A 20,560-nucleotide genomic window follows, 5' to 3' on the forward strand; every position below is an offset into this window, starting at 1 on the left:
ATTAATAAGTATATATCATAATAATGAATACAAGGGAGGAATATCTATTTATGGAGTATACTAAAACAACAATATCAAGAAAGAAACTTTATGAGAAAAATTACACTAGAGATTCAATAGAAATAATTAAAGATACTGATGATGAAGTTTTACATAGTATTAATTATAAATTATTAATAGATATTCTTACCTTGAAGTATTCAGAAAATAAGAGTACTTAAAGAGGTGATTGGTTTATGGCGAGAGCCGTGTTTTACGGAAGATTTTCTAGTAATAACCAGAGGGAGGAGTCAATAGATGCACAGTTGCGGGCTGTAGAAGATTTTGCAAGAAAAAATGACCACGAGTTAGTTGGTAATTATGCTGATAAAGCAAAGTCTGGTACTAATAGTAGCAAAAGAAGTGAATTTCTTAGAATGATAAGGGATGCTGAAAAAGGATTATTTGAAGTAGTTATAGTCCATAAATTGGATAGATTCTCTAGAGATAAATATGACAGTGCATTATATAAAAGAAAATTAAAGCAATGTGGAGTTAGATTGATAAGTGTAACAGAACAGTTAGATGATAGTCCTGAAAGTGTAATACTTGAGTCTGTAATAGAAGGAATGGCAGAATATTATTCTAAGAATTTAGCAAGAGAAACTATGAAAGGTCTTAAAGAAAATGCTTATCAATGTAAACATACAGGAGGGATGCCTCCATTGGGATATGATGTTAATTCAGAAAAGAAATATATTATAAATGAAAGAGAGGCTGAAAGCGTAAGATTAATTTTTGATATGTATACTACAGGTTATTCTCAAAGTGAAATGGTAAATGAACTTAATGAAAGAGGTTTTAAAACTAAACTAGGAACAATTTTTAGAGCTAATAGTATCCATAGTATTCTAACGAATGAAAAGTATACTGGAGTATATGTATATAATAAGAGTGCAAAGAAAGACGCTTTTGGAAAAAGAAATAGTCATGCATATAAAGATGAAAGTGAAATAATAAGAATAGAAGGAGGTATGCCACAAATAATCTCAAAGGATACTTTTGAAAAAGCACAAGAAGTATTAAAAGCAAAAAGGAGAGCTCCTGGTACTAATAAAGCAAAAGAGAATTATTTACTTGCAGGCTTAATTAGATGTGGATGTTGTGGAAGGCATTATCAAGGAAATAGGAGACAAGGTAAGAATAAACCAATGTATGTTTCTTATAGATGTTCCTATAGAAGATTAACAAGTTCTAAAGTATGTGATAATAAGGAGATAAGAAAGGAATACATAGAAGAGTATGTGTTATCAGAACTTGAAAGAAGGATATTTAATGATAAAGCAATACCACACTTAGTAGAAGGAATTAATAAGAACCTTCAAAAGAAAAACAAAGTTGAAGAAGAAAAGATGGAAGTAATAAACAAAGAGATAAAAGAGATAGACTCTCAAATAAATAATATTGTTACTGCAATAGCAAGTGGATTTATGCAAGAAGAATTCAAAGTAAAGATGGATGAGCTAAAAAATAGAAAATCAGAACTAGAATTCAAGCTATCAGAGTTAAAATCAGATGAAATAACTCAAGTAGTAACAGAAAGAGATGTTAGAAATTTACTAAATAACTTTAGTGGTTATGTAATGAGTAGAAATATCCCAGAATGTAAAAAGTTTATCCAAAGCTTCGTAAAAAGCGTAATTATTTATAAGGAACACATTGAAGTCATATTCAATGTGTCTTTTTCTTTGTTTAAAAATAATCAAGGTATAGAGGTTGTAAGTAAAATTAGAAGATATGCTTTATATGAAAGATATAGTGGAAGTTTTTATATAAAAGTTAGTTAGGTTAACAATGTAATAAATATTAAAATTTACAATATATAGAGTTAATATTACAATGAAAGTAGTGTAAAATTATTATTAATTTAGAGGTTGGAGAGTTAAATGGTATATTATATTTGTAACGAATGTGTTAAGCATAGGTCACTAAAAAGATTAATAGATGAAAGAGGCATAGAAAACAAATGCTCTTTTTGTGAAAAAACTAATATGACAATAAATATTTCAGAAGATGCTGACTTTAAATTGTTAATTAAAGCTTTAATTAGATATTATTATTCAGAAAGTGATTATAATTCTAACGTTGGAGGAGATAGTGTTGAAGAAATATTAAAAGAAGAAAATGAGATATTAAACATTATAATTCCTAAAGCAGTAGAATGTGATTATGATGATAAATATAGCAAGATAGTTCCTAATTGTGATGATTATGGCAAGGGAGTATCCCTTTACTATAGGGAAGCATGTGGTGATAGAGGGTGGTATTTTACACCACTAAAGGATGAGAGAGAAGATATAGAATATATGATGGAATATTATAATCCATATATAATATCTAGGATGATTACTAATAGAATAAAAGCATATGCGAAGAAGTTAGTTATAAGAACTAATGGTGAAAGGTTATTTTATAGAGCAAGGGTAGGCGTAGATAAGAATATGTATGAAGAGGCAGAGTATCCAGAATTAATGAAGAAAAAAGTTTTGCCATACAGAGAAAAACAAATAGGAGCTCCAAATCCGAATATTGCTATGGAGGGAAGATTAAATAGAAAAGGAACAGCATTTTTATATTTAGCATTAGATGAAAAAACAGCTATATCAGAGATTAAACCTAATAGAGGGCATTTGGTTTCTATTGCTAATTTTAAAGTTAAAGCTGGATTAAATATTGCAGATTTTAGGGATATTGATATATATAACTTCTACCATAGTGATGAAGAGATTAAGGATTTTATATTTATAAAGACGCTTGCGGAAAAAATGTCATTACCTAATCCAGAACAAGTATATTCATTTACACAAGCTGTTACAGATTCGTTGATTGATATAGGTTTCGATGGTATTATTTTTAATAGTTCATTAACTAGAGGATATAATTTAGTTGTGTTTTCACCTGATAATGCCCAATATGTTAAGGAAACTGCTAAAGCTATTAATATTAAAAAAGTAGAATATACTTACGAAGAAGTTGATTCGAGTATAATTACAGATAAATTTTATACATGGGGAAATAATGAAGATAATAGTGGAGGAGCTTTAGGAGAGGAACTTATTGAAAAAGCAGATAAATATAGTGGATTTTAAAGGTCACGTATCGCCTCCACCATGAAACCCTCGACAGTACATATATGTGTTGTCGAGGGTTATTTATTTTAGAATAAAGATAATGAACCTTACCATAAATAAGGTTTTTTTATATTACAACCTATGTACTAGTCAGGAGCATAGGTTATTTTTATGTGTAAAATACTGTATCTTTATCTTTTTAAGTTAAAATATTGATTAATGTGGAAAATTTGGAAGTGTGTTATAATTTAATTAAAAGATATAATGTAGGGGGATTTGAATGGGGGAAAAAATAACAGAAAAAGAAATTACGCAGCAGAGATTTACATGTTTTAACGTAAATTATATCAATAATAGCTATTCATTTTTACATGTAGATATAAGAGATGATAATGATTTTTATGAAAACGAGGATATTTGGCTTTCAACACATAGAAAGAAGAACCAATATACTTGGAGAAAGTATGATTATAAGCAGAAAAGTAATCTCTTTAACCTTGATTCACTGTATAGAAAGATGCCGAAGAAAGCATTTGTCAAAGGAAGCAAGAATTAGAATATTGATATCAAATATTAGGGGCATATGTATGAAATTACTATCTAAAAATAAGAAAAAATTATTGAATTAGTTAATACCTAGATTTCAGATAGTGCATAAGATTGTAAAAATGGAAAAAGAATCAAGTTATTAGTTAAGGTATGAAATTGATAAGAAGACTATCAGTGAAATAAATGTGGTATTGGAATTAGTGAAAAGAGGATGAAAGTTATGTACATAATAGAGGAAAAATTAAATGAGATGCAACGGATTTTGAGAAAAACAAATAAGAAGCCTATGTTTTTTATAGGATCTGGTTTATCAAGAAGGTATTTGGAATTACCAAACTGGGAAGGTCTACTAAATAAACTATCAAATGAGGTAAACTGTAATTTTGATGTTATAAAGAAAGCATGTAATGAGGAAAATGAAAAAATTGCTCAAGAACTTGAATATTATTTTTTTAGGCAAGCAGATTCTGAATCAGTAGAAAAAGGAAATCATAGAATGTTTCTCAGAAATTATATTTCTGAATTTATTAAACAATATTCTGATAAATATAAAGAAAAGTATGATTTTGGAAATGTAGAGGAGTTTAGAGAAAATATAATAAAAAGGTTATATGATATTGTAGAAAAATTTGATAAATATGACTCATTCATAATTAGTGAACAAGCAAAACTATATGATGAAATTGCATGTGATATTAGTGGTGCCTCAGATATTCGAAAAAAAATGATTGAAATATTGGAATTAAGTAAAACGCATCCTAAAGCGATCATAACGACTAATTATGATACTTTACTAGAAGATTTTATTTTTAAGGGTAGATGTGATGTTCAGATAGGGCAAGAATGGTTTTTATGTGGAGGAGAAAATACGGAAGAGAATAGGAGTAATCTGTATAAGATTCATGGTTGTATTACTAAACCTGATACTATTGTTATTACTAAAGAAGATTATGATGGATTCTTCAATAAAAGTAAATATTTATATTCAAAAATATTAACAATGTTTTGGGAATATCCAGTTATTTTTATCGGATATAGTATTTCTGATAGAAATATAAAAGATATTTTGACAGTGATGATTGATATTATGACAGAAGAACAAAAAGAGGAATTTGCAAAGCATATATGGATAGTGGATTATGTTGTAAGTATTAATGATGAGCGAGTAGAGCAGAAGAAAATTGAATTATTAAATGGAAAAAGTATTAGCATAACATGCTTCTATTTAAATTATTATGATAGATTTTATAAAGCTATAAATGATGTAGTGCTAAGTCAGAATTTTGGAAAATTGAAATTTAATATTTCTGATAATATTATTGAATTATTGATAAAACCATTGTATCAATTACAAGACAAGACGCAAGTTGTTGTGAGAGAATTGCTTCAAAATGCATTGGACGCGTGTAAGAATAAAGGGGTTAATTCAGCTATAAGTATAAAACTAATCAAGGATAGTGAAAGAAATGAGTATTTACAAATTGAAGATAATGGAACAGGAATGGATATTAAAGTTGTAAGGGAATGCTTTCTAACTGTTGGTAAAACTAGTAAAGATAAAAATGAAAAGGGTTTAGTGGGTAAATATGGTGTTGGAATATTGTCGTTATTTTTGTTAGGAGAAAATGCAGAAGTTTATACTAAAGTGGAAAATGGAATACTGCTATCTTTTAGACTTTATATTAAGAATGAAAAAAAGCAGGTCACTTGGATAGATGAAATACCAGATGATATAATGAAAGTGGACAAACCTTCATTTACAATCGTTAGATTACATCTAAAAGATAATATAATAGATGAGAAAAAGACAATTGAAGATTATATCCAGGAATTGGGGTTAGAGAATTATCTTACAAAATCTCAAAATTCAATAATAATTGAAGTTGATGGTGAAAAGCAAGAAATAGTGAAACTAGATAAGGATGATTGGTTTATTGAGCCAGAGGCTGGAATTAAAGTATATAAAGGGGATTGGCTAGAAATTGATTACGATGAATTAAGTGATAGTGATAAAAAATTAAAGCAAATTTTAGACAAACAAAATACAGTGTTTTATAATGATATGATTTCCAATGTGATATTTGATGTGAAAAATTTTAAACAATTAAGCGGAATTGATATTCCTTTTGTTGCATTAGATATATTGAATTCAGAACCATATGAAAATGAGATTGTAACTAGTTTATCTAGAGAAAGCATGAATATTTCAGGAATTACTATGCGGAGTATTGGAAAAGCTATTTATGAACTTGAAATAGATGAGATAATAAAAATTTTAAAAAATTATAAAAAGCGAATAAATGAGAATGAAATTGAAATCATTGATATTATTAAGCATTTGAATGACAAGTGCGGTATTATTAAAAAAAATTGTGATATTTTAATTAGCAATAAAAAAATTAGTTTCTCAAAGCAATACATATGTAACCATATTGAAGTATGGGGTGATGAAGAGAATTTTAAGAAAGTCTATGAGAATACATCTTTCCCAATAAAATATTGTCAGTATAGAATGCATAAAACATCGATAGCAGATTTAATTATTAATGGTAAAGTAAAGGGAATTTCGACAAAGTATTTGGACGATTATATTTGTAATGCACAGAGTTCATATTATGGATTAAAAAAACAAGCATTGACAAAGATTTTTGACTTAATAGGAATACCTTATGGTGAGACTACTATTAGCAGTGCGGCTCTATGGGATTTTATAAAAATACATAAAGATGAGATTAAAAGAAAATATGATCTACAAGCTAAGAATGAGATTCTCTGGTTGGAACCCAATACAGTGTGGGAAAGTATATTGTCAACAAGAAATAGTTATTTGATAATTTTTTCCGCATTTCAGGTGGACAAATATTTAGATGATTTATTTTCTGAAAATTTACAAAGGAAAATAGAAGAAAACAATCTTAGTGAAATTATCCAAATACTTTAATATAAAGCTCTGTTAAAAGTTCTATTATATAAAGCTGTAGATATTCAGTATAGTATAAACTTGCTCATGCTAGATTTGCTCTATTGAAGTAAATTTTAGCAATCAGTAGCTACCGACAACCAGAAACACCAGTGCTATTAAAAATCAACAGTATCTTAAAACATAGCCTAATATAAAATTGATTTATCATATAAATGTTCCAGGGAACTACTAATGGCATTTTACGTACTTTATATCCTCTCGAGCCATATGCTAAAAGTAAACATATCAAGTTCAAATATTTATTTAGTACGCTTTTTAATTATTTTTGCCGACATATCGGATATATGTAAATGGTTATAAATGCTAAGATAAGAATGTACAGAGTGACCAATATTTTTATGTATAATACTAGGTAAAATTTAACACAGTATTAATGGTGATGAAGAGAAAGTGGGCCTCTTTGAGCCTCACAAGACCCCCGGGCCAAAAGAAAGTGGGTCGCAAAGCTTCCCACAAGCACCCTAGGGGCAATATTAGTCAATGTTGTTGAAGCAATCGATACACAAGGGGATGGGTGTTCATTCTTATGTATTCTTTGTAGCATTACACTACCTTCACCATCAATAATTCCAGCAATATAGGCTTTTTCTGTTTCAGTCATAAAATCACCTTTTCTTTAGCTAATATCTTCATAAAGATATTTTGTGACTTTTAGCAAAAAATATTATATTAATTACAAATTAAATCAAGAACTTCAGTTGAAAGTGAAATAGGCTAAAGATTAAAGATTATTAATAAAGAAATAAATCAATTATAACTTAAATAAAAATGTAGTTACCTTATCTAAGAATGCAGTAACTACAAAATTAGTAGGATAATAATCTTATTATAAAAGATAAATGTAGTTACTTTATTTTAGAATACGGTAACTACATTTTTATTTTTATATTAAAGGTATATGTATTTTAATACTAATCCGTCTAATAATATTAATAAATAAAATATTAATGTTTAAGGAATCAATAAGGAAGTAATTATGAGTAAAATAACTAGAAGAGGTTATGTACCTACAGATGAAAAAGAATTTAGAAATGAAAATTTAAATAAGTTATATGAAGCAGCGGAGGATTTATTGTATCTTTTAAATAGAGGATACAAAATTAAAGGAGCTTCAACTTTTATAGGCAATCATTATCTGTTATCTGAAAGGCAAAGAATTGCATTGGTTAGAGGGATATCTAAATATGATGATTTTATAAAAAGAAAGGCTAAGGAAATTACTAATCTTTCAAATATTGAAGAAGTACATATAGATGGATTTAATACAATAATAACTTTAGAGGTTGCTTTATCTAATTCTTTAATTATTAAGTCTATGGATGAAACTATAAGGGATTTAGCAGGACTTAGGGGTACTTATTCAGTTATAGATAAAACTGAAGTTGCAATTAAGTTAATAGGTTAATTTTTATTAGAATATAAAATTAAAAAAGCTATATTTTATTTAGATAAGCCAGTTTCTAATTCAGGTAGATTAAAGATGAAGATTTTGGAGATGCTTGAAGGTTTAGAATTTCAAATTGAAGTATGGAATATTGATAATGTGGATAGCGTTTTAAAATCAAAAGAAAATGTGGTATCTAGTGATGCGATAATTCTTGATAATTGTATTAGTTGGATTAATTTAAATATGTATATTATAAAAGATAAGATAGCAAATGACAACTGCATAGATTTTAATAAGTTATAGTAGGTTTGCCGACTACAACTATAATACAAGGAGGTGTCCAATATGGATAATAGTAGGTTAGCATATCGTAAATAGAATTGTAAATATCACATAGTTTTACATAAAAGTATAGAAGATAAATAATTTATGTGGATATATTAGGGTCATTTTTTCATGGATTTTTAGCAAAGGGAATAAATTAAATAGTATAGTATAAAATAAAAAGTATTAAATAAAAAAGGGTATGAATTGGAAGCGGAAAGAGCAGAAGCTTCTTTTATAGGGAATATTTCAGGTGGCTTTAATACTCTTTTAGGTAGAGGAGGGTTAACTTATCAGGAGGACAAAAGCAAAGAATTTCTATTGCACGTGTAATTAATAAGGATTCTAAAATTATTATTTTAGATGAGGCAACTAGTAGTGTTGATACTAAGATAGAAAAGGATATTCAAAATGCTTTAGTTCGATTAATGAAAAATAGAACCAGCTTCTTAATTGCTCATAGACTTTCTACTATTAGAGATACGGATAATATTATGGTTATTGATGATGTCAAAATACTTGAAAGTGGAGATCATAAAACTTTAATGGAGAATAAGGGGCATTACTTCCAAATGATAATAAGTCATATTGGAAAGTTAAATGTTGGAAATGAATAAATTATATAGTGAGAATTAGAAGTAAAAAGTTAGAAACTTTATATAAAATAGAGTTTCTAACTTTTTATTATTTATTGATAGGAGTGCTTATTTGCTATATAAGAATCCTTGCACTATAATAGCTAAAAATATAGAAGAAAGTTTTTATTTAATAGGAAAAGATAAAAATGCTATTGTAAAAAATATATCATAGCTAGTTGTAAGATAGAAGCCCATTCTCCATTAGATACGTGGATAATAATAAATGTATCTAAATAGATATGTAATAAAGTCACAGAAGGATATATATTAATCTGTATAATTAAATAGTAAAACTGTCATAAATAAATTTAAGGGGGATATGCATGAGCAGTTTAATTAAAATTTGGAAAAAGTGGTCGTATGTAATTCTAATAACTTTTTTGATTTTGGGTATGTTTGATTTTAGAATTGGATTGATTGCATCAATTTGTATGGTTGCACCTATAATAGTTGCTATATTTAGAGGTAGATTTTGGTGTGGAAATTTATGTCCTAGGGGAAGCTTTTATGATAATGTAATATTTAAGTTTAGTAATAAAAAGAAAGTTCCTAAATTTATTAAATCAGTATATTTCAGGCTAGTTGCTATAGCACTAATGCTTACTGTATTTACTACTGGTATGATAAAAAACTGGGGGAATTTATATGGAATGGGATTTGTAATATACAGACTTATAGTAATAACAACTATTATAGGTTTAATATTAGCTCCATTTTACAATGAAAGAGCATGGTGTAATTTTTGCCCAATGGGAAGTATAGCTGCATTTATATCAAAATTTAGAAATAAGCAGAATAAAAATATTTTATTAAGCATTAATGATGCTTGTGTATCATGTAAGTTATGTACAAAAACATGTCCTATGGGAATAAACGTTCATGAATATAAGAATGAAAGTATAACTTATTATGATTGCATACAATGTGGTAGGTGTGTAAATAAATGTCCTAAAAAATCTATAGGATATAAAAAATAAAAATATATAAATTCTTTAAGTTGAGTGTACTTTTTATAAGTAATTCCTAACATTAAGAGATTTAGAGTTATACAAAAGGTTAGAGGTTTCTGCAGAGAAAATGATATTCAAGTTGAAGCTTGGTCACCTTTAATGGCTGGAAATGGATTGTTAGAAAATGAGACATTAAAAGAAATAACTAATAAGTACAATAAAACAGCAGCACAAGCAAGTACTATGTTGGGATTTACAAAGTCAAATAGTAACTATCCATAAATCTACAAATGAAAGAAGATTAATTGAAAATATAGATATATTTGATTTTAATTTAAGTGACGATGATATGGACAAGATAGATAGCTTAAATAAAGATTTAAGAGTAGGACCAGACCCAGATAATTTTGACTCCTAATTTATAATTAATAGAGTGTAGCTAAATTATTTATAGTTACTTGAAATTATTAATTAGTAATGGAACAAAGGATAGATTAAGTAATAGATTTTGAAATAAATACACAAAACAAGAACCGCACAGATTTTTCTGTACGGTTTTTTCATTTTATAGAAAGAAATTTGTAATACATTAAAATAAGTATCACAATAAATGTTCATGAATAATATATATTATGAAAACCAGTAAGGGATAGGTAATTAAAATGAAAGTAAAGATATTAAAAGGTACAAGTCCGAAAAAATTAGAATATGAAATTAATGAGTTTATCAAAGATAAATGTATTATAAATATAAGTCATGAGATAGTTACTTCGAATACGTATGATAGGTGTGTAGTTATTTTAATAGTTATAATTTTATATGATGAATACAAACATTGTGGATATACAGACCTTGATTCAATACTAGATTTGAGAAATAACAAGACGGATTAAAATAAAAATAATGGGGGTACAAAAGATGAAAGTTGTTATACTTGCTGGAGGAAAAGGAATTAGAATGAGTCAGTTAACAATGAATATTCCTAAACCTTTATGTGAGGTTGGGGGTATGCCCATAGTATGGCACATAATGAAAATATATAGTCATTATAAATTTAATGATTTTATGTTTTTGTTAGGCTATAAAGGGGAAAAAATAAAAGAATATTTTATGGATTATTCATGGAAGACTAGAAGCTTTCTTCTAGATATGAAAAGTGGGGATATTAATATAGATTCTGAACCAGAGCCATGGAGGATAAATTTCATTGATACAGGTATTGAAACTATGACAGGTGGAAGATTAAAAAAGGCACAAAAGTATATTGGAAATGAAACATTTATGTTAACTTATGGAGATGGACTAGCGGATATAAATATAGATGAATTATTAAAATTTCATAAAGAGCAGGGAAAAATAGCAACAGTTACAGGCATATGCAAGAAAAGTCAATATGGAATTTTAACTGTAGAAGATGGATTAGCTAAGTCTTTTGAGGAAAAAAAGAATAGTGATGAAATAATAAATGGTGGATTTTTTGTTTTTGAACCAGAAATATTTGACTATTTGGAAAATGATACAACATGTGTTTTAGAACAAAATCCATTAAAAAATTTAGTTAAAGATAATGAACTTGCAGTATATATTCATAATGGCTTTTGGACTGCTATGGACACTTTAAATGATATAAATAATGTAAATAAAATTTGGAACGAAGGAAAAGGAGTGTGGAAGATATGGTAAATAAGTTTTGGAATAATAAAAATGTTTTTATAACTGGTGGTACTGGATTTTTAGGAAGTTACTTAGTTAAAAAATTAGTAAACTATGGTGCTAATGTAACTATCTTAGTAAGAGATTATATACCACAATCAAATATATACCGTGGAGAGGAATATAAAAAGGTTAATGTTGTACAGGGTGACTTAGAAGATTATTTATTAATAGAAAGGGCACTTGGAGAATATGAAATAGATACAGTATTTCATTTAGCTGCACAAGCAATTGTTGGAGTTGCAAATAGAAATCCACTTGGAACTTTTAAATCTAATATAGAGGGAACTTGGAATATACTTGAGGCTGCAAGAAAAAGTCCATTAATTAAACAAGTAATAGTGGCATCTAGTGATAAGGCTTATGGTGATCAAGAAAAACTTCCATATGATGAAAATATGCCACTTCAAGGAAAGCACCCTTATGATGTTTCAAAAAGTTGTGCAGATTTAATTGCTCAAACTTATTATGAAACTTACAAGGTACCAGTATGTATTACAAGATGTGGAAATCTTTATGGTGGTGGAGATTTAAACTTCAATAGAATTATTCCACAAAGCATACAATTTATATTAAATAATGAAGCTCCAGTAATAAGAAGTGATGGAAGCTTTATTCGAGATTATTTTTATATAGAGGATGCAGTAGACGCATATATTAATTTAGCTGAAAAAGTTGTAGAGCTTAATTTAGGTGGACAAGCTTTTAATTTTAGTAATGAAATACAATTAACAGTTTTAGAACTAGTTAATAAAATATTGAGGATTATGGGAAGTGATATAAAGCCTATAATATTAAATCAAGGAAGTAATGAAATAATACATCAATATTTATCAGCAAAGAAAGCAAGAACTATATTAGGATGGAGTCCAAATTATACGATTGATGAGGGTCTAAGTAAAACTATAGAATGGTATAAGGATTTCCTTAAAAAGGAGATATAAATAATGCAAGAAAGTGTTTTTTGTATGGTTGTATCAAGGACTAGATTAATTCAGGCAATTGCATGTTTATTATCTTTGTATAAAACTATGGACAATTTTAAAGTATATATCCTTTGTGTAGATGAAAAATGCTATGAATTTCTTAGGGAAATAAATTTTGGTAAAGTAGTGTTAGTAACAATTACTGAATTAAATAGAGAAGATTTGTTAGCAATCAAAGCTTCAAGAAAATTAAATCAATATTGTTGGACATTAAAGCCTGGTTTTATAAAGTATATCCTTACTTTAGACGACTCAATTCAAAGAGTAACTTATATAGATTCAGATTTATTCTTTTATCAAAATCCTAATGTAATATTTGAAAATCAACCATATGCGTCTGTATTACTATCTAGTGGAGAAGTATTTATGCCTATGTATTCGAAAGAGCTTAATCAGACTATACAATCTCTCACTGGAAATTTTAACTCTGGGTTTATTAGCTTTAAAAAAGATGTTACAGGATTAGAGTGTGTTAATTGGTGGGATAAAATGTGTATAGATAGTTGTACTTCAAGTCCTGAAGATAATAAATTTGGAGATCAAAAATATCTTGATGATATGCCATTCCTATTTAATAATGTTTATGAGATAACAACTCCAGGAATAAATATTGGGCATTGGAATTGTATGAAATATAAATTTACAGTCTTAAATGAGAATATATTGGTAAATAACAATAAATTAATATTTTATCACTTTAGCGGTTTTAGAATAATTAGTAAAGATGATATTAGGCAGGTTCATGAACAAGACAGAGTAGATACACCATTTATTTACCAAATATACAGAAGAGCACTAGGAAAAATTATTGATGATGTTGAAAAGATAGATCCAGAATTTAAGGAATATATTACTGTAGCTGATATTGATGATAATTAGAAAACATTAAAAGGAGAAGATAAAGAAATGAAAGCAAGTGTTATAATACCAGCATATAATTCTAAAGAGCGATTATACTACAATCTTATATCCTTAAATAATCAAGATTGTGACTTAAATATTTTTGAAGTTATTGTAGTGGATAATGGATCTAATGATAATACCATAGAAATGTTAGAAAATTTTAAAGCTAAATTTGCATTTAAATTTGTTAGACTTGAAAAAAATAGAGGAATAGCTCGTGGAAGAAATGAAGGAATAAGAAGAGCAGTTGGCGATATTCTAATATTTCATGATAGTGATATGATAGCAAGTAGAGATTTTATAACTAGACATTTAAAAAATCATGAAGAAAAAGATATAGTTGTATGTGGAATCCCATGGAAAAGAATTTTTACTTTTTATTATAAAGAATTAAAAGTAAGCATTGAGAATCATTTAGGTGAAGCTGTGATTAAACTAGATGAGAAGTCTAATATGATAGATAAATATCCACTAATAGATGTTGAATCAATAACTGATGGAAGTTATATAAATGAATCCTTTGACTTAGATGCAGAATTTATACGAGGGCTAAAATTGATATTGAAAAATCACAATGATGAATTAAAAGACTATAATCTACCATGGAGATTTTTCTTAACTAATAATGCCTCTGCCGAAAGAAATAGAGTTATAGAAGTTGGAATGTTTGATGAAAATATAGTTGGATATGGATTTGAAGACTATGATTTAGGAATAAGGCTATATAAATCTGGGAGCAAATTTATATTTGATAAAAATATATTAAGTGTTCACCAAGAGCATCCTACAAATAATAATTTATTTGAAACTCGTGAAAATATAAATTATATATGTAAAAAATACAATCATAATTATTTTTTAGATGTAATATTAGTATGTATGGCTGGTATAACATCAATTAATGATTTTGATTTTAATGAATTAACTAAAGATATTAATAATATGACAGCTGTAAGCTATTTCAAGCCTCTGTTAGATATATTTTTAGAATTACTTCAGACATGTAGACGTCGCTACGTTATAGAAGGTGTTGTAGGTATAAATAAAATTATGCCAACTATAGATATTGATGTAAATAAATTAATTATGGAAGTTAAAATTTTAAGAGATAAATTTGGAATTAAATACTTTACAGAAGCTATGTTGGCTTTAATAAGAGACGTTTATAATGTTTATTATTAAATTCTAAGAATATACTGAAGAGGAGGATAGCTATGAGTAAATATCACTTATCAATGATTTTATCGGAATCAAATTTATTTAAATTAATACCAATGTATGTTTCTTTAGAGAACTGTTGTAGTGATTTTAAGTTATTTATTCTATGTATGAATGACTCTGTTTACCATATACTAAATAAAATAGGTTTTAAAAATATTATTTTAGTACAACTAAAGGATGTAGAAGAAAATAATTATGATTTAGTGATAGCTAAGTCTAACAGAATATTCCATGAATATTGCTGGACACTAAAGCCTATTTTTTTATATTATGTTATTAATAAATATGACAATGCGAAATATTATGCACATGTAGATTCAGATTTATTCTTCTTTTCTGATATAAATTATATTTTTAATGAGAATCCTAATGCATCAATTTTTTTAACAGAGCATAGAAATTCAGAAGAATTTAATCACTATTATGAATTAAGTGGATTATATAATACTGGATTTGTAGGATTTAAAAATAATGATGAAGCAAAAGCTGCAGTTAGGCTTTGGGGGGATAGGTGCCTAAAGAAATGTACTATTGAATATGATGTAGTTAATAAAACTTTTGGAGACCAAAGATATGTAGAAGATTGGCCTAATATATTTAAAAATGTGCATATAATAAACTCTATTGGAGCAAATGTTGCATTGTGGAATATAAAAAATTATACAGTTTCAAAAAAGAGTAATGTTGTTTATGTAGATGATTCACCTCTATTATTTTATCATTTTTCTGGGGTAGTGTTATTGGGAAAAAGAGAATTTGACTTATGCCCTTATTATCATATAGAGGATGAAAATTTAATAAATTATATATATGACCCGTATGTTAGATGGCTATCACAATCAATAGAAAATGTAATTAAAGAATTCCCATGGTTTAATGCAGGATTTGTTGATAAAGCTAATATTGTGAATTTGAATAACTATAAAATATAATTAATATTATAGAAATATTTACAGATTATAAATTTTTAAACTGTGGAAAATTAATATAGAACTATTTTACATGCATGGATAATAATTTAGAATGATCAACGAAGGACTTCAATAAAAGGTAGATATAGTTTATTTTAAAGTAAAATATTAAAAGGCAAGTTCAAATTTTAAGCTTGTCTTTTTTATTATACATAAGCCATAGTTCGTTGAAATATATAGAAAATTTATGTAATAAAGATATTAAAAATTTGATGGTAACGAAATTCTTTACCAATGAGTTTAAAGAATATTTGTGTGCTATAATAGTTTAAAATAATGAACAAAAGGTTGATTAATTGATTAGTATTGATTAATTTAAATATATGTATTATCAAAGAAAAGATATCGAATAATAAGTGTATATATTTTAGTGAATTAATATATAATATATACATGGAAATAGGTTCGAAAAATGTAGAAAAAAGTTGTATGTAAGCGTTGACTGTTATAAAAAGTTATATTATAATCAACTTAGAAAAGAAACCAGTAGTAACAAAGCAGTTACTACTTGAGTATGTTACTGATAAGCAGGCAGAACTCAGATTACGTAGAAAATGTCCTTTTTCTATGTAGTCTGAGTTTTTTTTCTAGAAAGGAGTATTTTAACATGAAAGTAAGTCAGATACTAAATAACAATGTAGCAGTAGTTAAAAGAGGAAATAATGAGGTGATAGTTTATTCTAGGGGAATATCTTTCAAAAAAAAGGTAGGGCAAACAATCACCGAAAGTGAAATTGAAAAGACATATGTATTAGATTCAAATGATATGTTAGAGCACTTTAGTTATCTTTTATCTAATACAGATGAAGAAGAAATTATAATGGTAAATGATATTATTGAGTACGGTGAAGATCTACTGAAGGAAAAAGCAAGTGATTATTTAAGTCTGACATTGCTAGATCATATTAATTATGCACTTAAACGTGCTGCTAAAGGACAATTTATTCGAAGCCCATTAACTTGGGAAGTGAAGAAGTTTTATCCGAAGCATTTTAAAATAGGAATTTATGCCTTAAATCAGATGAATAAAAAATATAACGTAGAATTTCCAGAGGATGAGGCTGTTTCTATAGCTTTACACTTTGTTAATTTACAAGAGGGAAAAAGTAATTTAAAAGAAACGGTTCAAGTTATGGAGGCGTTGAGAGATATTATTTCAATTATTCAATATCATTACGGAATAAAGATTGATGAATCATCATTGAATTATATGCGTCTTATAACTCATCTTCAATATTTTATTCATAGAATACAAAACGGTAAAACTTATAGTGATAATGATAAAGAGCTAAATTCTCAAATTAGAACTCTTTATCCTAATGCATATGAATGTATAAAGAAGATAGAACTTTATGTAAAAGAGCAATACAAATGTGACTTATCAATTGATGAGGAAACCTATTTGATGCTTCATATTCATAGAGTTACAAACAGAAGTAAAAGAGAGGAATAGTAATGAAGTATAAAGATTTTAATACAAAGATTATTGAACTAGTGGGTGGCAGGGACAATGTTCAAGCTGTTGTTCACTGTATGACAAGACTTAGATTTACATTGAAGGATCGTTCAAAAGCAAAGACGGAAGAAATTAAAAAGATGGATGGAGTAGTTGATGTTGTTTCAAATGATGTTGCTTATCAAATCATCGTAGGAACTCATGTAAGTGAAGTACATAGTGAGTTAATTTCTATGCTTGGAATTAGCGGAGAAGCAACTTCTTCAGAAAACAAGGTTAAAAAGAATCCAGTAAAGGCAGTATTAGATTTATTTTCAGAATCTATGACTCCAATACTAGAGCCAATTATTGTGGCAGGTATGTTAGCTGGGGTTTTATCATTACTTTCTTTAACAGGAATAATATCAGCAGAGAGTCCAACTTACATGCTATTAGATAATATTCGTTCATCGGTATTTTTCTTCTTACCGATTTTTATGGCAATGTCTTGTGCAAAGCGTTTAAATGCAAGTCCATATTTGGCAGTTGCATTAGCTGCAACGCTTTTATCAACAGGGGTTAATGGAGTTGAGGGATTAAGCATTTTTGGAATTTCACTTCCTGCAACTACTTACTCTAATTCATTTATTCCTATAATTTTAGCTGTATGGTTTATGGGATATGTACAAAAATTCGTAAAAAAGGTATTACCTAAGTTTTTACATTATTTCTTAGTACCAGTATTTACTTTAATTATTTGCTTACCAATTACTTTAATGTTCTTTGGTCCAATTGGTGCATGGATTGGTAATGCTATGAGCTGGGTTTGTATTTTCTTAATGAATACTTTAGGTAACTGGAGTGTTATTGCTTTATATGCTGCTATTCAGCCATTCTTAATTATGTTTGGTGCTGGAAACTTTATTATTCCTATAGTAGTTCAATTCCATGCAGAACTTGGTTATGATCCAATTTTCTATGCAGCATGTACAATTTCAGATATAGCTGTTGCTGGAGCAATGCTTGGATATTTCTTAAGAGCGAAGAATGAAAAGCAAAAACAATTATTTGGTACTTTTAGTTTTAGTGCATTAATGGGAGTTACAGAACCAGCTATATATGGAGCATTTGTTAAGTTTAGAAACTTATTCCTTGCAGTAGCCATTGGTGGTGGACTTGGAGGATTGGTTGCAGGTATTACTAATGTAAAAACATATGCAATGGCTTGGGGATTAGCAGGTTTACCTTCATATATTGGAAACAATGACTATAAGAATTTCTATTCAATGATTATAGCAGTTATAATAGGTTTTGTAGCAGCAGCAGTTGCAGCGTATCTTTTAGGTATTCCTAAAGGTAGTGAAGAAGTTGAAGTTTCAGGTGAAAAGTCCAAAGATTCAAATGAAAAAGCTGTATCTTCTGAAAATGCTACTTCTATAATGAATAAGGTTGTAGTTAATGGATGTGCTACTGGAAAATTAGTTAAATTATCTGAAGTTAATGATAAAGCATTTTCAACTGGAGCTCTTGGAAGTGGTGTAGGGATAATAGCTAATAATAATTTAGTAGTTGCACCAGTTGATGGAGAAGTTACTTGTGTATTCCCAACAAAACATGCTTTTGGGCTTAAGACAAAGTCTGGAGTAGAGCTTTTAATTCATATTGGTATAGATACTGTACAATTAGAAGGTAAGCATTTTACTACAAAGGTAAATGAAGGGGATAAGGTGAAAATAGGACAACCATTAGTAGAAGTTGATTTTGATAAAGTAAAAGAAGATGGATTTGATCCAACTATTATAATGGTAGTTACAAATACTCCAGATTATCTTGATGTAATTCCAGTATCTAAAGATACTATAAGTGACAAGGAAGAGTGTATTAATATAGTTCTATAAATTTAGAGTGAGGTTTTTATTATGAAATTGAGAGAAGATTTTTTATGGGGAGGAAGCATAGCTGCGCACCAATGTGAAGGTGCGTGGAATGTTGACGGTAAGGGAATCGGTATAATGGATTTAGTTACTAGCGGTTCTTATGAAGTACCACGTGAAATCTGTAAAGATATAGAAGAAGGCAAGAGATATCCTTCTCATGATGGAATTGATTTTTATCACAGATTTAAGGAAGATATTGCTCTATTTGGAGAAATGGGATTTAAAGCACTTAGAATTTCTATTGATTGGTCAAGAATCTATCCAAATGGTGATGATGAGGAACCAAATAAAAAAGGAATAGAATATTATCAAAGGGTTGTAGAGGAATTAATTAATAATGGTATAGAACCAATTGTTACATTATATCATTTTGAAATGCCAGTAAATCTAGTAAGAAAATATGGATCATGGACAAATAGAAAAGTAATTGATTTTTACTTAAAGTATTGCAAAACTATGTTTGAAGCATTGAAAGGTAAAGTTAAGTATTGGGTTACTTTTAATGAAATGAACCATATTGATCCACAAACTGAGGCATCAGATATTTTTACATATATAATTGCAGGCCTTAAGTTTAGTGAGATGGTAGAAAAGAAACAAACATTAGCGACTATTGGATATAATATGACACTTGCAGGGGTAAAAGCTGTAGAATTAGCTCATGAAATTAATCCTAATAATAAGGTGGGGTGTGTTTTTGGATTAACACCTGTTTATCCTATAAATTGTAATCCAGTTAACGTTATGAACGCCTTTAAAGAAATGGACCGTGATTTCTATCAAATTGATGCAATGTGCAATGGAGGCTTCCCTAAATATAAGTTAAAAGAATATAAAGATTCAGATATACAACTTGAAATTTCTAATGAAGATAAAGAATCATTCTATAATGGTAAGTTAGATTTCATAGGAGTAAACTACTACTCAACTAGTGTTGCCCACTATGAAGGGGATGATGATGGAGAAGAAACTCTTTTTGGAGGAGTGCAAAATCCTTACTTAGAAAAAAGTAAATGGGGATGGTCAATTGACCCAATTGGACTTAGATATTTATTAAATTATGTTTACCGTAAATATGAGTTGCCTATTATTGTTTCAGAAAATGGTCTTGGAGCTATGGATAAGGTAGAAGAAGATGGAAGCATAAATGATGACTATAGAATTGATTACTTAAATCAGCATTTGATTCAGTTAAAAAAAGCAGCTGAAGAAGATGGAGTTGATTGTTTCGGATACTTAATGTGGGGACCAATTGATTTAGTAAGTGCAACTACTGGTGAAATGAAAAAGAGATATGGATTTATTTATGTGGATAAGCAAGATGATGGTACTGGAGACTATTCACGTAAGAAGAAAAAATCATTTGATTGGTATAAGGAAGTTATAAAGTCAAATGGGGAAAGCTTAAAATAAAGTGATATATAAAAGCACTAATCATTTATGGTTAGTGCTT

General features: G+C 28.1%; 18 protein-coding genes and 2 pseudogenes. 19 read left to right on the forward strand and 1 reads right to left on the reverse strand.

The genetic code is table 11. From position 1 onward, the window contains the following. The first annotated feature begins 50 nt into the window (after positions 1–50). The 5 genes from J7M87_RS10735 (at position 51) to J7M87_RS10755 (ending at position 6,600) form a co-directional block, all read left to right on the forward strand. The gene (locus J7M87_RS10735; RefSeq protein ID WP_195624328.1) at positions 51–221 is read left to right on the forward strand and encodes a hypothetical protein; all 171 of its coding nucleotides are present in this window, start codon (positions 51–53) and stop codon (positions 219–221) included. A gap of 15 nt (positions 222–236) precedes the next feature. Further along, complete coding sequence (locus J7M87_RS10740; protein ID WP_195624327.1) at positions 237–1,826, forward strand: recombinase family protein; 1,590 nt, start codon at positions 237–239, stop codon at positions 1,824–1,826. A gap of 99 nt (positions 1,827–1,925) precedes the next feature. Then, entirely contained in the window at positions 1,926–3,128 is a 1,203-nt protein-coding gene (locus J7M87_RS10745; protein WP_195624326.1) for an RES family NAD+ phosphorylase, read from the forward strand. A 262-nt stretch (positions 3,129–3,390) separates the two neighbouring features. Beyond that, positions 3,391–3,666 (forward strand): hypothetical protein, encoded by a 276-nt coding sequence (locus J7M87_RS10750; protein WP_209738925.1) that lies wholly within the window; start codon positions 3,391–3,393, stop codon positions 3,664–3,666. 213 nt (positions 3,667–3,879) lie between these two features. Then, entirely contained in the window at positions 3,880–6,600 is a 2,721-nt protein-coding gene (locus J7M87_RS10755) for an SIR2 family protein (RefSeq protein ID WP_291651055.1), read from the forward strand. A gap of 412 nt (positions 6,601–7,012) precedes the next feature. On the opposite strand, the gene J7M87_RS10760 is transcribed toward J7M87_RS10755, so the two are convergent. Beyond that, positions 7,013–7,243 carry a hypothetical protein gene (locus tag J7M87_RS10760; protein WP_291651355.1) on the reverse strand — a complete coding sequence of 77 codons (231 nt, stop codon included), beginning with the start codon at positions 7,241–7,243 and terminating at the stop codon, positions 7,013–7,015. Positions 7,244–7,618: 375 nt separating this feature from the next. Between J7M87_RS10760 and J7M87_RS10765 the strand changes: the two are divergent. The 14 genes and pseudogenes from J7M87_RS10765 to J7M87_RS10830 all read left to right on the forward strand — a co-directional run bounded on the left by J7M87_RS10765 (position 7,619) and on the right by J7M87_RS10830 (position 20,520). After that, positions 7,619–8,332, forward strand: a pseudogene (locus J7M87_RS10765) (DUF434 domain-containing protein). 228 nt (positions 8,333–8,560) lie between these two features. Next, the gene (locus J7M87_RS10770) at positions 8,561–8,686 is read left to right on the forward strand and encodes a hypothetical protein (RefSeq protein ID WP_291651056.1); all 126 of its coding nucleotides are present in this window, start codon (positions 8,561–8,563) and stop codon (positions 8,684–8,686) included. Then, positions 8,641–8,970, forward strand: a pseudogene (locus J7M87_RS10775) (ATP-binding cassette domain-containing protein); the annotation flags it as partial. The gene J7M87_RS10770 and the pseudogene J7M87_RS10775, both read left to right, overlap by 46 nt. 344 nt (positions 8,971–9,314) lie before the next feature. Next, positions 9,315–9,968: a 4Fe-4S binding protein gene (locus J7M87_RS10780; protein WP_291651057.1), complete on the forward strand. Its 654-nt coding sequence runs from the start codon at positions 9,315–9,317 to the stop codon at positions 9,966–9,968. Between the two features lie 132 nt (positions 9,969–10,100). Beyond that, positions 10,101–10,223: a hypothetical protein gene (locus J7M87_RS10785; protein WP_291651058.1), complete on the forward strand. Its 123-nt coding sequence runs from the start codon at positions 10,101–10,103 to the stop codon at positions 10,221–10,223. Positions 10,224–10,603: 380 nt separating this feature from the next. After that, on the forward strand, positions 10,604–10,834 hold the full coding sequence (locus tag J7M87_RS10790; RefSeq protein WP_291651059.1) for a hypothetical protein: 231 nt from the start codon (positions 10,604–10,606) through the stop codon (positions 10,832–10,834). A 25-nt stretch (positions 10,835–10,859) separates the two neighbouring features. Further along, positions 10,860–11,624, forward strand: a complete 765-nt coding sequence (rfbF, locus tag J7M87_RS10795; RefSeq protein WP_291651060.1) for a glucose-1-phosphate cytidylyltransferase — start codon at positions 10,860–10,862, stop codon at positions 11,622–11,624. Continuing rightward, complete coding sequence (locus J7M87_RS10800; RefSeq protein WP_291651061.1) at positions 11,618–12,598, forward strand: GDP-mannose 4,6-dehydratase; 981 nt, start codon at positions 11,618–11,620, stop codon at positions 12,596–12,598. Before rfbF ends, J7M87_RS10800 begins: the two co-directional genes overlap by 7 nt. Before the next feature lie 3 nt (positions 12,599–12,601). Then, the gene (locus J7M87_RS10805) at positions 12,602–13,519 is read left to right on the forward strand and encodes a hypothetical protein (protein ID WP_291651062.1); all 918 of its coding nucleotides are present in this window, start codon (positions 12,602–12,604) and stop codon (positions 13,517–13,519) included. Between the two features lie 27 nt (positions 13,520–13,546). Further along, positions 13,547–14,725 (forward strand): glycosyltransferase family 2 protein, encoded by a 1,179-nt coding sequence (locus J7M87_RS10810; protein WP_291651063.1) that lies wholly within the window; start codon positions 13,547–13,549, stop codon positions 14,723–14,725. A 32-nt stretch (positions 14,726–14,757) separates the two neighbouring features. Continuing rightward, the gene (locus J7M87_RS10815) at positions 14,758–15,696 is read left to right on the forward strand and encodes a hypothetical protein (RefSeq protein ID WP_291651064.1); all 939 of its coding nucleotides are present in this window, start codon (positions 14,758–14,760) and stop codon (positions 15,694–15,696) included. Positions 15,697–16,342: 646 nt separating this feature from the next. Beyond that, positions 16,343–17,188 carry a PRD domain-containing protein gene (locus J7M87_RS10820; protein ID WP_291651065.1) on the forward strand — a complete coding sequence of 282 codons (846 nt, stop codon included), beginning with the start codon at positions 16,343–16,345 and terminating at the stop codon, positions 17,186–17,188. A gap of 2 nt (positions 17,189–17,190) precedes the next feature. Further along, positions 17,191–19,068 carry a beta-glucoside-specific PTS transporter subunit IIABC gene (locus J7M87_RS10825; protein WP_291651066.1) on the forward strand — a complete coding sequence of 626 codons (1,878 nt, stop codon included), beginning with the start codon at positions 17,191–17,193 and terminating at the stop codon, positions 19,066–19,068. A 21-nt stretch (positions 19,069–19,089) separates the two neighbouring features. Continuing rightward, complete coding sequence (locus tag J7M87_RS10830; RefSeq protein ID WP_291651067.1) at positions 19,090–20,520, forward strand: family 1 glycosylhydrolase; 1,431 nt, start codon at positions 19,090–19,092, stop codon at positions 20,518–20,520. The last annotated feature ends 40 nt before the right edge of the window (positions 20,521–20,560 follow it).

This window comes from Clostridium sp., assembly GCF_017888565.1.
GTDB lineage: Bacteria > Bacillota > Clostridia > Clostridiales > Clostridiaceae > Clostridium.

Excerpts from the sequence above, each read along its gene's own strand:
- J7M87_RS10735 (WP_195624328.1), top strand. The coding sequence starts at position 51 with ATGGAGTATACTAAAACAACAATATCAAGAAAGAAACTTTATGAGAAA.
- J7M87_RS10740 (WP_195624327.1), top strand. The coding sequence starts at position 237 with ATGGCGAGAGCCGTGTTTTACGGAAGATTTTCTAGTAATAACCAGAGG.
- J7M87_RS10745 (WP_195624326.1), top strand. The coding sequence starts at position 1,926 with ATGGTATATTATATTTGTAACGAATGTGTTAAGCATAGGTCACTAAAA.
- J7M87_RS10750 (WP_209738925.1), top strand. The coding sequence starts at position 3,391 with ATGGGGGAAAAAATAACAGAAAAAGAAATTACGCAGCAGAGATTTACA.
- J7M87_RS10755 (WP_291651055.1), top strand. The coding sequence starts at position 3,880 with ATGTACATAATAGAGGAAAAATTAAATGAGATGCAACGGATTTTGAGA.
- J7M87_RS10760 (WP_291651355.1), bottom strand. The coding sequence starts at position 7,243 with ATGACTGAAACAGAAAAAGCCTATATTGCTGGAATTATTGATGGTGAA.
- J7M87_RS10780 (WP_291651057.1), top strand. The coding sequence starts at position 9,315 with ATGAGCAGTTTAATTAAAATTTGGAAAAAGTGGTCGTATGTAATTCTA.
- J7M87_RS10785 (WP_291651058.1), top strand. The coding sequence starts at position 10,101 with ATGGCTGGAAATGGATTGTTAGAAAATGAGACATTAAAAGAAATAACT.
- J7M87_RS10790 (WP_291651059.1), top strand. The coding sequence starts at position 10,604 with ATGAAAGTAAAGATATTAAAAGGTACAAGTCCGAAAAAATTAGAATAT.
- rfbF (WP_291651060.1), top strand. The coding sequence starts at position 10,860 with ATGAAAGTTGTTATACTTGCTGGAGGAAAAGGAATTAGAATGAGTCAG.
- J7M87_RS10800 (WP_291651061.1), top strand. The coding sequence starts at position 11,618 with ATGGTAAATAAGTTTTGGAATAATAAAAATGTTTTTATAACTGGTGGT.
- J7M87_RS10805 (WP_291651062.1), top strand. The coding sequence starts at position 12,602 with ATGCAAGAAAGTGTTTTTTGTATGGTTGTATCAAGGACTAGATTAATT.
- J7M87_RS10810 (WP_291651063.1), top strand. The coding sequence starts at position 13,547 with ATGAAAGCAAGTGTTATAATACCAGCATATAATTCTAAAGAGCGATTA.
- J7M87_RS10815 (WP_291651064.1), top strand. The coding sequence starts at position 14,758 with ATGAGTAAATATCACTTATCAATGATTTTATCGGAATCAAATTTATTT.
- J7M87_RS10820 (WP_291651065.1), top strand. The coding sequence starts at position 16,343 with ATGAAAGTAAGTCAGATACTAAATAACAATGTAGCAGTAGTTAAAAGA.
- J7M87_RS10825 (WP_291651066.1), top strand. The coding sequence starts at position 17,191 with ATGAAGTATAAAGATTTTAATACAAAGATTATTGAACTAGTGGGTGGC.
- J7M87_RS10830 (WP_291651067.1), top strand. The coding sequence starts at position 19,090 with ATGAAATTGAGAGAAGATTTTTTATGGGGAGGAAGCATAGCTGCGCAC.